General features: G+C 68.7%; 12 protein-coding genes. 4 read left to right on the top strand and 8 right to left on the bottom strand.

Going from position 1 to position 12,439, the window contains the following annotated elements:
- Positions 1-46: 46 nt before the first annotated feature.
- The 5 genes from F6X39_RS23480 to F6X39_RS23460 form a co-directional block, all read right to left on the bottom strand.
- Positions 47-883: a formylmethanofuran dehydrogenase subunit C gene (locus F6X39_RS23480; RefSeq protein WP_187618306.1), complete on the bottom strand. Its 837-nt coding sequence runs from the start codon at positions 881-883 to the stop codon at positions 47-49.
- Complete coding sequence (gene fhcD / locus F6X39_RS23475) at positions 880-1,851, bottom strand: formylmethanofuran--tetrahydromethanopterin N-formyltransferase (protein WP_187618305.1); 972 nt, start codon at positions 1,849-1,851, stop codon at positions 880-882. The genes F6X39_RS23480 and fhcD overlap by 4 nt, the downstream gene beginning before the upstream one ends.
- 10 nt (positions 1,852-1,861) lie before the next feature.
- Complete coding sequence (locus F6X39_RS23470; RefSeq protein WP_187618304.1) at positions 1,862-3,571, bottom strand: formylmethanofuran dehydrogenase subunit A; 1,710 nt, start codon at positions 3,569-3,571, stop codon at positions 1,862-1,864.
- Positions 3,568-4,947, bottom strand: a complete 1,380-nt coding sequence (locus F6X39_RS23465; protein ID WP_187618303.1) for a formylmethanofuran dehydrogenase — start codon at positions 4,945-4,947, stop codon at positions 3,568-3,570. The genes F6X39_RS23470 and F6X39_RS23465 overlap by 4 nt, the downstream gene beginning before the upstream one ends.
- Positions 4,948-5,165: 218 nt before the next feature.
- A complete protein-coding gene (locus tag F6X39_RS23460; RefSeq protein WP_187618302.1) occupies positions 5,166-5,915 on the bottom strand; it encodes a HisA/HisF-related TIM barrel protein in 750 nt (249 codons plus the stop codon).
- A 14-nt stretch (positions 5,916-5,929) separates the two neighbouring features.
- Between F6X39_RS23460 and F6X39_RS23455 the strand changes: the two genes are divergently transcribed.
- From F6X39_RS23455 to F6X39_RS23445, 3 genes are all read left to right on the top strand, one after another.
- Entirely contained in the window at positions 5,930-6,973 is a 1,044-nt protein-coding gene (locus F6X39_RS23455; protein ID WP_187618301.1) for an ATP-grasp domain-containing protein, read from the top strand.
- Positions 6,970-8,079, top strand: coding sequence for a hydantoinase/oxoprolinase family protein (locus F6X39_RS23450; RefSeq protein WP_187618300.1), 1,110 nt, complete (start codon positions 6,970-6,972; stop codon positions 8,077-8,079). The genes F6X39_RS23455 and F6X39_RS23450 overlap by 4 nt, the downstream gene beginning before the upstream one ends.
- Before the next feature lie 166 nt (positions 8,080-8,245).
- Positions 8,246-8,836, top strand: coding sequence for an aspartate kinase (locus tag F6X39_RS23445; protein ID WP_184052028.1), 591 nt, complete (start codon positions 8,246-8,248; stop codon positions 8,834-8,836).
- A 7-nt stretch (positions 8,837-8,843) separates the two neighbouring features.
- Here F6X39_RS23445 and F6X39_RS23440 read toward each other — a convergent pair whose 3' ends face one another.
- The 3 genes from F6X39_RS23440 to pqqA all read right to left on the bottom strand — a co-directional run bounded on the left by F6X39_RS23440 (position 8,844) and on the right by pqqA (position 10,394).
- Complete coding sequence (locus F6X39_RS23440) at positions 8,844-9,587, bottom strand: (5-formylfuran-3-yl)methyl phosphate synthase (RefSeq protein WP_187618299.1); 744 nt, start codon at positions 9,585-9,587, stop codon at positions 8,844-8,846.
- 27 nt (positions 9,588-9,614) lie between these two features.
- Positions 9,615-10,214, bottom strand: a complete 600-nt coding sequence (locus F6X39_RS23435; RefSeq protein ID WP_187618298.1) for a DUF447 domain-containing protein — start codon at positions 10,212-10,214, stop codon at positions 9,615-9,617.
- Positions 10,215-10,319: 105 nt separating this feature from the next.
- Positions 10,320-10,394 carry a pyrroloquinoline quinone precursor peptide PqqA gene (gene pqqA, locus F6X39_RS23430; RefSeq protein ID WP_113062024.1) on the bottom strand — a complete coding sequence of 25 codons (75 nt, stop codon included), beginning with the start codon at positions 10,392-10,394 and terminating at the stop codon, positions 10,320-10,322.
- A gap of 484 nt (positions 10,395-10,878) precedes the next feature.
- On the opposite strand from pqqA, the gene F6X39_RS23425 reads away from it, so the two are divergent.
- Positions 10,879-12,378 (top strand): form I ribulose bisphosphate carboxylase large subunit, encoded by a 1,500-nt coding sequence (locus F6X39_RS23425; RefSeq protein ID WP_187618297.1) that lies wholly within the window; start codon positions 10,879-10,881, stop codon positions 12,376-12,378.
- Positions 12,379-12,439 lie beyond the last annotated feature (61 nt).

Here is a 12,439-nt window from a genome sequence, read left to right as displayed (position 1 = left end):
TTCTTTTTTGCCGAACACCGTTTCAGTCGCGGCTGACATAGCTGGCTCAGCCGACGATCAGTATTTCACCGCGGCCGTCGACCGCGAGGTCGCCCGTGAAGCGGACCGGCAGACGGTCCGCCCGCCACTGCGAAAACGGCGCGATTTCGGCCGCGAGACTGCGTATGAGCAATGACCAGAATACGTCGAAACCGTGTCCGCCGCCGGTGAAAGTAGGGGGCGGCAGTGGCTCTGGCCGTTGCGCGAGCAGCAGCGTGCCACGCCTCATTGCATAGGCATAATGCGCGCCCAGTTGCCCCGCCACGCCGACGGTCCCCGCCACCAGCCGCGACGCCGCGAAGTCGCCCGCGTTGCCGCCGACCAGCACGAGGCCGCGGCGCATCCGGTCGGCGAGCCGCGCGCCCGCGTTGCCGTGGATCGTCAGCGTGCCGCCGCTCATGCCTTCCATATCGCCCGTCAGTGCGCCGGCGGCGAAGTCGCCGCTGTCGCCGCGCACCGTCGCGCGTCCGCCGCGCATTTCGCAGCCGGTGAAGTGCCCCGCGTCGCCGTCGATTTCAAGCAAGCCGCCGCTCATTCTGAAGCCGCCGTAGTCGCCGACCGAGCCGCGCGCGACGAGCCGTCCGCCATCCATCTGCGCGCCGAGCCGGTCCAGCCACCGCGCGGCGTCGTTGATCAGCAGCGTGGCCATGTCGTCGCCGGACGCAGGCGCGTCGTCGCGCGAAACCTCGAAGACGTCGCCGACCACGCAGCGCTCGTTGCCGGCCGGCAGCACGATGCGCTCGATCTCGGCCACGCTCATGCTGGCCAGCGCCGCGGGTGACAGCGCTGCGGCATCGACGCGAAAGCCGGGTGGTGTCTTCACGCGCAACGTGGTCGTGCTCATGCGTGACTCCCGTTGAGCCCCGCCGCCAGTTCGTGCAGATGAAAGTGGTACGGCCCGAGCTTGCCGCCGTAGTTGCCCGCCGAAATGCGCAGCACGCCGGCCGCGCGGCCGAGTCCGGCGGCCGCGCCGATCCCGGCCGTCATCGCCGCGCCGACGTCGGCGTCGGTCAGACCGTCGATGACGATCTCCAGCACGCAGCCAACGTCCGCGCTCAACTCGCTGCGCCGCGCGAGGCCGATCAGGCTCGGGCAGAACGCGTCGTTGGTCGACGCGGTCGCGCCCGCGTACTTCGAGCCGATTTTCGAGCCCGAACGCACGATGCCACCGGGAAACGGCATGATCACGTTCGGCAGCCGGCGCATCGCGGCGACCGCGGCTTCGGCCGCCGCGAGCGCGGCGCCCAGGTCGCGCGCGAGCAGCAGCAGGTTGCCGCCGCCAACGGCCTTGACCGTCGTCGCCGTGTCTTCGCAGACGAACTCGCCGTCCATCACCGGCACGCGCCAGTAACGCGTGGGTCCGTTCCCCGCGTCGATCATCTTCGCGATCTGCCAGCCGTCGCCGAAAAAGCGCAGCCCGCTGCCAAGCGGCGCCGGGTCGGACAGCGGCGCGCGGCTCGTGGCCGGATCGATGCCGCCGTAGACGGCCGTGCTCGGGCAGGTGAGCACGCATTGGCCGACGCGCCGGCCGATCTGCTTCGCGAGCTCCTTCGACGACACCGCGAACAACAGCACCGCGACGCCGGGCCGGCCGTCGGGCGTGGCAGCGGGCGCGAGCGCACGCTCGACGCCCGCCTCGCAGCCGCAACCGATCACCGAGGTCGCGAAGCCCGTCAGCGAGTTCGCCGCGTGCATCGCCCACGTCGGCGTGTGCGCGGTGATCACGAGCCGGGTCGCCTTCATCGGAAAGGCTTCGGCGAAGGTCGCGTCGATCGCGGTGCCGTTGATGTCGAGCGGGGCGGGAGCGTTCATCGTGGACGCGTCAGGTTAGACATTCGACGGGCAATAGCCGTCCGCCGCGGCAGCAGCGGCAGGCTTCGTCGTCGCTGATCGCGGCGTGGGCGAAGTTGCTCGCGAGGTTCGCGTCGCTATACGCGCGCAGCGTTGTCTCGATGCCGTGATCGAATTGCGGCGCGACAAAATGGATGCCGCCCGTCGGCGTCGCGACCAGCGTGCCGTCGCGCGCGACCAGTTCGCCGTCCTTGAACACATAGGCCGGCGACGTGAACATGCGCTCGCGGTCCGGCTCGTCGCGATAGACGGCGATGTCCGCCGCCGCGCCCGCGCCGAGATGGCCGCGATCGCGCAGACCGAGCAGACGCGCGGGACCGGCACGCGTGATGATCGCGATCTCGTACAGCGAGAATTCGCGCTTGAGCTCCGGCAGCGCGCTGGCGACCTGCGCCTCGGGATGCAGCTTCGCCAGTTGCTCATCGCGAAACGGCTTGTCCATCAGCAGGCGGATCAGATGCGGATAGCTCGTGAACGGTCCGCCGTTCGGATGATCGGTGGTCATCGCGACGCGCCACGGGTCGTCGACGAGCAGGAAGATTTCGAGGCCGATGATCCATTGCAGCGCGTTCACGTAGCTCTGTTCGCGATAACGGAACGGCAGCACGCCGCAACCCGCGTCGCACTCGATATCGCCCACCACCCACTTGTGCGGCCGCGCGAGCGGCGCGTTGCGGAACTGCATCATCGTGTCGCCGGAGGCCGTGACGGTCTGTCCGAAGATGATCTGGCCGACGTCGATCGACACGTTCGGCCGCGCGTTCACGGCCTCGGCAATCTGCCGCGCGCCCGACGAAAACTTGCGCGAACCCTCGGTGCCATAGCTGTGAAACTGGATATGCGTCAGATGGATCGGCAGACCGTCGGCGGCGTCCATCGTCGCGATGGTCGAGGCGAGGTTGCCGGGCACGCCGAGGTTGCTCGTGTGCACGTGCAGCGGATGCGGCACGCGCAGCTCGGTCAGCGCGCGCGTCAGCGTGCGCAGCACGTCGCGCGGCGTGATGCCGTAGTGCGCGTGCGGCTCGTCGACGTCTAGCGAGCGCTGGTTGAACTTGAACGCCGAGATGCCGCCGGGGTTCACCACCTTGACGCCGAGCGCCTTGCTCGCGTCGATCGTCCAGCCGACGTAATCGCGCAGACGTTCGAAGTCGTCGCGCGCGGCGAGCATCCGCAGGAACAGCTCGTCGTTGCCGAGCATCACGTACGCGCCGTGATCGATGATCGGCGTGTCGCCCATTTCGAGGTGCGTGTGGCGCGCGTTGGACGGCATCATCGCCGGCTCGAACGCTGCCGTGTAGCCCATTTCGGCGTAGCGGTAGCCGGTCGCGAGCGTGCCCGGCGTGCAGACGCCGCACGACGGCAGGCGCAGGTAGCGGCCGTTGTCGTCGCGCGCGGCTTCGTAGGCGGCCTCGCGCGGCGCATGGGCGCCCCGCGCATCGGCGCGATGGTCCTCGGGCAGCAGCAGGCGCGACAGATTGGTCTTGCCGCCGCCGATATGCGAATGCAGGTCGATGCCGCCCGCCATCACGATCATGCCGGTCGCGTCGTATTCACGATCGACGGGCGTGGTGGCGGGCAGGTCGACGATGCGGCCGTCGCGGAACGTCAGGTCGCGGCGCTCGCCGTTGACGTTGTGGATCGGGTCGAACAACGTGCCGCCCTTGAGCCGGACGAGAGTCATGGCTGATCCTCGCGCGTACTCGAGCGTTCGCTCAGTTGCCCGCTCAACTTCGCGGCAATCGACGCCACCGACTCCAGCGCGGCACCACGCGCGGCGGTGAGCGGCATCACGACCGTGCCGTCGATGCGAAACAGATGCCCGCCGCTATCGACGCCCGGTGTCGCGACCGGCACGAACACGGTGTTCGCGCCGCGTGCCCTGGCGGCATCGGCGAGCGCCGGATGACCGAGCACGATCAGGGCAAGCGCGGGATCGAGCGACGCGGGCCACGCGTGCGGCGCGAAGCCCGCGATCCACAGCAGCGCATCGACTTCGCGTTCGGCGAGCAGCCGAGCCGTCCGATAGCGGTACGGATCGTGATCGAGCGGCGCGGTGCCCGCGGCGTGCGCCGGCATCGACACGCGCGTGCGCAGCGGCAAGCCGGACAGCCACGTGACGGTCTGATTGACCGTCAACGCGCCGTCGTCGCCGCCGAGCGTGAGACATGCCGCGCGCGTCGTGCGATTCACGGCCTTCGCGATCCGGTTCAGCGCTTCGATCAGCAGCGCCGCGTGTGGCGCGGGCAGTGCGGCCGGTTCGTAGACGACCACCGTATAGCGCGCGCCGGCGATGCGTGCGTGCAACGACGCGAGCGCGGTTGCCACGTTGGCTGCGCTGCCATCGCCGTGGCTCAGCGCGGCGGCGTCGCGTCCTTCCGCGAGCGCTGACCACAGCGCGAGCGTGTCGTACGGATCGGTGTCCGGCAGCAGCGTGTCGATGCGCGTTTGCGCGAAGCCGGCTGCAGCCGGGTCCGCTTCGCAGCCGACGAAGACCAGCTCGCGCGCGAGTTCGGTGCCCGCCAGCGCGCGCGTGAAAAAGCGCGGATAGCGCCACGACGGCTGACAGCCGAAGAACACCAGCAGGTCGGCGCGCGCGCGCACTTCGGAGAGCGTCGTAAAGAACGAGCCACGGTCTTGCAAAGCGAGCGTCGCGGGCGTCAGCGCATCGCCGTGCAGATGATCGAGGATCGCGCCGCAGGCGGCGGCAAGCGGATACAGCGCGCGGATGCCGGCGACGTCGGTGGCGAGGCCGCCGAATAGCGGGCGGCGCGCGTTCGCGAGCAACTGCGCGGCGCTCGCCAGCGCGGCATCCTTGTCCGCTTCGTCGCCATCGACGGTGCAAGCGCATTGCGCGTCCGTCGCGCCGTACTGCGCGAGCGCGTGAGCGAGCCGCGAACATTCGGTGTCCGGCACATCGAGCGTGCCGTCGTCATGGGCAACGGCGGCCAGGTCGTCGCACAGCAAAGGGCAGAACGGACAGATCCAGTCGCGTGTGAGCGCCGCGGCGCGCGTTGCGCTCGGGCTGGGGGTCGATGGATCGATGGAGGGGCTATGCATGGGGCAGGTTTAGCAAGCTCCATGCCGGTCTTTCGACCCTGCGGTAAGCGTGCCTGATCCTGCGTCGGCGCGCGCGTCAAAGGCCCGCTGCGCCATCCAAAATGTGTGCCGTTCTGGAGCAGAGTGTCAAGCAGAGTGTCACACGCGAACAGTCCGGCTTGCGTTGCGTTTACCGACAGCGCTGTCAGGACGCGTGGCATGGAAATTGTATGGAAGGCCTACGCGGAATCGGAATGCGCGTAGTCGATCTGTCGATCGTGCAGCGCGGAGGCCACCAGCCAGGCGCTTGCGCCGGTGCCGGCCGCGGCGGCCAGATCGTCGCGATTGCGGATGCCGCCCGCGCCGATCAGCGTGGTGTGCGCGGCGGCTTGCGCGCGCACGCGCTCGAACGTCGCGAGATCGGGGCCGGCGTAGCTGCCGACCTGGTCGAGCGTCATCGCGATCACGCGCGGCGGCCACCACGCCGACGAGCGGTCGAGCGCGGCCGCGGCGAGCAGTTCGCCCGCCCGCTGATCGAGCGACAGGATCGGCGCAAGGCCGGCGCGCTGAGCCGCGTGCAGTGCGTGGATATCGCGCAGCGTCTCCGAGCCGAACACAGGCACGAGAGTCGCGAGATGGGAAGCGGCAGCAGGGCTGTCGTGTTGATCGATGGCGTCGTCGATGCGCTCGAATAGCGCGCGCATCGACGCGTAGTCCGCGAAACCCGCGTCGAGCCACAGTTCGATGCCGGGCAGCGCGGCCCGCAATGCGGCGAGCGTCGAAGCATGCGCGCCGCGCTGCAGGATGGCGCCGAGATCGGCGATATAGAGCGTGCGCGCGCCGCTGGCTTCGAGCAGCGCGCGGGCGGTGGCAAGTGGGTCGCTCGTCGCGACGAGGCGGGACTGGATGGGCCGATAGGCGCTCCGCTCGCCGCGCACCGCGCGTACGACCTGGCCGTCGAGCAGATCGAGAACAGGTATCACCTGCATAGGGGCGCTTTCCTTTGACCAGAATCTTTGTCTACGAGTATCTCACCGGCGGCGGCATCGACCCCCAGCTCGCCGGCCCGGGCAGTCTCGCCGATTTGAGCGCGCTGATCGTCGAAGGACGCGTGATGCGCGACGCGCTGGTCGCCGCTCTGCGTGAATTCGACGGCGTGCAGGTCACGTTCGCGACCTCGCGCTTCGAAACGCCAGGGGCGGGCGAGGCCCATTGTATGGCCGCGCCCGGCGAATCGATGACGGCGTTCGTCGCGCGCGCGGCGCGCGAGCACGATTACGCGTGGGTCGTCGCGCCGGAATGCGACGGGCTGCTGCTGCGCTTTCACGATGCGGTCGGCACTGCGCGCTGGCTCGGCTGCGCGAAGGAAGCGATCCGCGTCGCGTCGAGCAAGAGCGCGACGGCGGCGTGTCTTGCCGCGCATGGCATTGCGACGACGCCGGCGCTAGAACCCGGCGACTCAGCCGCGCAGCACGACGGCCGCTGGGTGGTCAAACCGGACGACGGCGCGGGCGGCCTCGACACCATCGTGTACGAGCGCTTCGCCGATGCCTGCGCCGAGTACGAGGCGCGCGCGGCGGCGGCGCGCAATCCGGTGCTGCAGGCGTGGGTCGATGGCGAGCCGTTGAGCCTGTCGCTGATCTGCCGCGGCGACGCTACCAAGCTCCTCAGCATCAACCGTCAGCAGATCGGGCTGAGCGGCGGCGACGCGTCGGGTGATGTTGCGCGGATCGTCGAGTTCGACGGCGTGCTGGTCGATCAGATCGACCAGCACAGCGACATGGGCCGCGCGCTCGACACGCTCGCGCATCGCGTCGCGCGGGCCATCCCGGGTTTGCGCGGCTTCGTCGGCATCGATGTCGTGTGGCATCCGCAACTCGGGCCGGTCGTGATCGAAGTGAATCCGCGTTTGACGGTCGCTTATGCGGGGCTGTCGGCGGCGCGCGGCAGCGGCCTGACGCGCGCGCTGCTGGCCGCGCATGGCGTGCGCATCGAGCGCTGCGGCGCGGCGCGCGCTAATTCGCCGACGTACGAGGTGCGCCCTTGAGCCCCGCCCGTTCGAACCCGGCGGCGCGGTTCGGCTGGGACATCGGCGGCGCGCACGTGAAAGTGTCGCTCGTCGACGGCGGCGACGCCGTGCTGGACGTCGTGCAATGGCCGTGTCCGCTTTGGCAGGGGCTCGACCATCTGCACCGCACGATCGAGCTCGTCTTCGAGCGCTGGCCGCAGGCCCGCACGGAGGCCGCGCAGCATGCGGTGACGATGACCGGCGAGATGGTCGACCTGTTCGCGGATCGCGCCGAAGGCGTGCGCGCGATCGTGGCCGCGCTCGCGCAGCGGCTCGGTCCATCACTGCGTTTCTACGCCGGCGCCGCCGGCTGGCTCGCCGCCGCCGACTGCGCGGCCGGCTGGCGTCACGTCGCGTCGGCGAACTGGCTCGCGACCGCGAGCTGGGTCGCTACCTGCATGGCGAACGCGCTGCTGATCGACATCGGCAGCACCACCACCGACATCATTCCGATCGTCGACGGCCGCGTCGTCGCGCGTGCCGCGACCGATGCGGGCCGGCTCGCGACCGGCGAACTCGTGTATCACGGCGTCGTGCGCACGCCGTTGTGCGGCGTCGCGCAGCGGATCGAATTCGGCGGCGCCATGCTGAACGTGATGAACGAATGGTTTGCGACGACCGCCGACGTCTACCGGCTGACGGGCGAACTGGACCCGCTGCACGACGTGCAGCCGAGCGCCGACCAGGGGCCGAAGACGCAGGCGGCGAGCCGCGCGCGGCTCGCGCGCATGATCGGGCACGACGCGCACGACGCGTCGGAGGTCGAATGGCTGCACTTTGCGCGGCGCTGGCGCGCGCTGCAGGTGCGCGAAATCGGCGCGAACCTGATGCGCGTGGTCGCCGCGCAGCCGGCGCTCGCGGCCGCACCGCTGGTGGGCGCTGGCTGCGGCCGCTTCCTCGTCGCCGCATTGGCGCGCGACGAGGCGCGCGGCTATATCGACTTCGGCGCGCTGGCGGGCGTGCCCGATGCTTGCGCGGCATGGGCGGCGACCTGCGCGCCGAGCGTGGCGGTCGCGCTGCTCGCGGCGCGCGAGCCGGGCGCGCAACGGCGCGGCGCGCGTGGTATCGCGGCGCGCGCGGCATGAGTTGAGAGGCGCGGCGCGCAATCCGGGAACGCGGCGCGCCGGCGCACGAGTAGCGCAAAGAGGGGCAGGGGACACGATATGGCGAGCGGGACAAGTTCGGTGATGAACGAGGTTGCGAAACGACGCGACCCGGCCGGGCACTCAACTGGACACGAGGGCAACAGTCATGTGGGTGGTCAAGATCGGAGGCAGCCTGAGTCACGACCCGGCACTGCGCCACTGGCTCAGTGAGCTATGCGAAGTCGGCGGCGGACGGGTCGTGATCGTGCCCGGCGGCGGCGATTTCGCGGACAAGGTCCGCCAGTACCAGGGCGAGTGGAACTTCGACGATCTGGCCGCGCACAACATGTGTCTGCTCGCGATGACGCAATATGCGCTGCTGATGCAGGGCGTTTCGCCCGAACTGGTGATCGCGTCGAGCGAGGCGAAGATTCGCCGCACCCTGCGTGACGGTCATGTCGCCGTGTGGGCGCCGACCGCGCTGATGCGCGACACGCCCGACGCGATGAGCAATTGGGACACGACCTCGGACAGCCTCGCCGCCTGGCTATCGACGATGCTCAACGCGGAGCGGCTGGTCGTCGTCAAATCCTGTCCGATCGCCGTCGACGATCCGCTCGAAACGCTGGCCGCGGCGGGGGTGATCGACCGCAAGTTCGTCGACTACGTGAACGATGCGAACTATGTGGTCGAATTGCTCGACAAGAGCAACGTCGCGCTGATGCGCGACCGTTTGCTGAATATTCCGGTGATGTGAGCGGCTGCTACAGCCGCGTCGCGTTCGTCGAGCCCGGCAACGGCGCCGCGCTATCGACGCGTACCTCTCCAGCCGGCCGATGCAACGCGCTCGCCCATTGCGCGACGCGCTCGGGGTCGAGCCGCGAGCGGCGCCCGTCGGCGCACAGCGCGGTGCGAAAACCGGCCACGTCGGGCGCCAGCGCGCGGATCTGCGGCAGTTGCGCCCAGCCGAGCGCACCGGCGATGCCCGCCATCGCGCCGCGCTGACGCGCGAGCCGCAACCAGCGCGCGAGCGAGTCGACATCGACGTGATCGAACAGCGTGCCGCCGTCCTTGCTCGCGGTATCGAACATCAGGCCGGCGAAGCCGAGCGCCGCGGTGTGGCTGACCAGTTCGTCGTCCATGCCGCCGTCGCATAGCAGCACCGGCACGACGCTAGCCGGCAGATTCGCAAGCTGCTCGATGCAGCGGCGCGCGGCCGGTCCGCGCGCGACGCCGACCTTCACATAGTCGACGCCGGCATCGCTGACGTCGATCACGCGCGCGGCGATCTCGTCGAACGCATCGGCCGGCACGTCGCCGATCGCCGCGCTGATCGGCTTGACCGGGTAGTGCGCGCGAAGTTGTTGCGCGATGTTCGTGATGGCGCCGATCGACAGGCCGCCGAGCGCGCCGTCGTCCGGCTCTTTCAGGTCGATCAGTTCGGCGCCGGCGCGGGCGGCGTCGAATGCTTCATCAGCCGAGCGGACGCTCGCGAGCAATGCGGTCATCGGGGTTCTCCGCGGAAGGAAGGGTTTTCAGTGATGGGCCGAAGCGGCGGCCTGATGCGCCGCGTCTTCGAGGCTCGCGCGATATCGCGCGATCGCGGCGACGAGCCAGCTCCATGCGGTGCGCTCGTTGTCGCCGGCGGTTTTGTCGATCGCGATCTGCAGATACGCCATTTCTCGATCGACCTTGTCGGCCGGCAGCATGAAGAGCCGGCTCACCAGAATCGCGCCTTCCACGACCGCCGACTGCGCGCGATTGAAGCCCGCGAACGGCGCGTGGTTTTCGCGGTGCACGCATTTCATCACCAGCACCGGGCGCTCGGCGTCGTCGCGCAGCTCGTCGAGTTCGAGCTCGGCGTGGGCCAGCGACGCGGCCAGACGTACGCTCGGCACGCGGCTCGCGGCCACGGTCGGCCAATCGGTCGCGCAGTGCGTGACGCAGCCCGCGAAGATACGCACGTCGGTGCTGAAATTCAGCACCGCCGCACGCGTCGCGATCACGTTGTCGAGCGTGACCGACGGACGGAACGGCGCGAGGATGATGCGCTCGCCCTCGGAGCGCGCGCCCATTGGCGCGATATGAGGACGGCCATCGCACGCTGCCGTGGTGACGATCGTTTCGTGGATCATGGCTGGGAACGTGTGTCCCGACAGCGCCGGAAGGCCGGCCGTCAGCAGAGGTCAAACACAAACGGAAACCGCAAAGGGGCCGCGGCGTGCGGCCCGGTTGCGGGCTTAACGCGTAGCGACATACATCACGATTTCAAAACCGAGGCGTACGTCGGTGTAGCTCGGAGTCGTCCATTGCATACGTGCTTTCTCCTTCGGTTGAAACAGCGGGTGGAACAGCGTTGCGCCGCCGGCCCGGCGTGATGCCCGGTGTCGACGGCAGCCGGCATCATGCAAGCTCCGTGCCCATGCGCGTTCCGGCCGGCCAGGCGTGCGTGCATTCGACGGCCAATACAGCACCCGGCGAATTGCGCCACGCCGTGGCGCTCGCGCGGGTTGCCAGACGCAAAGAGCCGCGCGGTGTGGCGAAAACGAAGCAAAGTGTGCCATCGCGATTCGCTAATTCGATTGCGCTGTCACGCCGCGCCCGCCTCGCTCACCAACACATTCTGCTCCCATTCGCGTCGCACGGCTCGAAAAAGAACCTCACGATGTGATAGCGATAACCGATCCGTTAAGTCTGCCAAATAAAATCGTGAATTCACCTTGGGCGTGTCCATGCCTACAGTGCAACTCAAGCGCTTCGTTCTTCCGGCAGTGCGCTTGCCACCTTCGAGGACACGTCATGAACGATTTCAGTCAACCGCCGATCCAGCCCGAACCTCAAGCGCGCGATCCGCACAATCCGCGCGAACGGTACGCGGCGGGCGTGATGAAATACCGCGAGATGGGGTACTGGCAACCGGACTACGAACCGAAAGACACCGACGTGATCGCGCTGTTTCGCATCACGCCGCAACCCGGTGTCGAACCCGAGGAAGCGGCTGCCGCGGTGGCCGGCGAATCGTCGACCGCGACGTGGACGGTGGTGTGGACCGACCGCCTGACCGCCTGCAACATGTATCGCGCGAAGGCGTATCGCGTCGAGCCGGTGCCGGTGTCTCGCGCCGACGAGCCGCAGTACTTCGCGTACATCGCTTATGAACTCGATCTGTTCGAAGAGGGCTCGGTCGCGAACCTGACCGCATCGATCATCGGCAACGTGTTCGGCTTCAAGCCGCTGAAAGCCTTGCGGCTCGAAGACATGCGCATTCCCGTCGCGTATCTGAAGACGTTTCAGGGGCCGCCGACCGGCATCGTCGTCGAGCGCGAACGGCTCGACAAGTATGGTCGGCCGCTGCTCGGCGCCACGGTCAAGCCGAAGCTCGGTCTGTCGGGCAAAAACTATGGACGGGTGGTCTACGAAGGCCTGCGCGGCGGCCTCGATTTCCTGAAGGACGACGAGAACATCAACTCGCAGGCGTTCATGCACTGGCGTGACCGCTTCCTGTTCGCGATGGAGGCGGTGAACCGCGCCCAGGCGGAGACTGGCGAGCTCAAAGGGCACTACCTGAACGTGACGGCCGGCACGATGGAGGACATGTACGAGCGCGCCGAATTCGCGAAGGAGCTCGGCTCGTGCATCGTGATGATCGACCTCGTGATCGGTTGGACCGCGATCCAGTCGATGTCGCGCTGGGCCCGCAGGCACGACATGATCCTGCATCTGCATCGCGCGGGGCATGGCACCTACACGCGGCAACGCAACCACGGCATCTCGTTTCGCGTGATCGCCAAATGGCTGCGCATGGCGGGCGTCGATCACGCGCATGCGGGCACCGCGGTCGGCAAGCTCGAAGGCGATCCGCTGTCGGTGCAGGGCTACTACAACGTGTGCCGCGACGCGCACAACGCGGTCGATCTGTCGCGCGGCATTTTCTTCGACCAGCCGTGGGCCGGCTTGCGCAAGGTGATGCCGGTCGCCTCGGGCGGGATTCACGCGGGGCAGATGCATCAACTGCTCGACCTGTTCGGCGACGACGCGATCCTGCAGTTCGGCGGTGGCACGATCGGCCATCCGGCCGGCATCCAGGCCGGCGCGACCGCGAACCGCGTCGCACTCGAAGCGATGGTGAAGGCGCGCAACGAGGGCCGCGACATTCTGCGCGAAGGGCCCGACGTGCTCGAAGCCGCCGCGCGCTGGTGCACGCCGCTCAAGCAGGCGCTCGATACGTGGCGCGACGTGAGCTTCAACTACGCATCGACCGATACGCCCGATTTCGCCGCCACGCCGACGGCGGCCTAGCCAAGCCGAGCTTTTCCCGCGAGCGCCCCACGAGCGCATCCGCAACGCGGTGCAACGGCAC

Source organism: Paraburkholderia sp. UCT2, assembly GCF_014397665.1.
GTDB lineage: Bacteria > Pseudomonadota > Gammaproteobacteria > Burkholderiales > Burkholderiaceae > Paraburkholderia > Paraburkholderia tuberum.
This window is presented reverse-complemented; position numbering and strand designations above follow the sequence as displayed.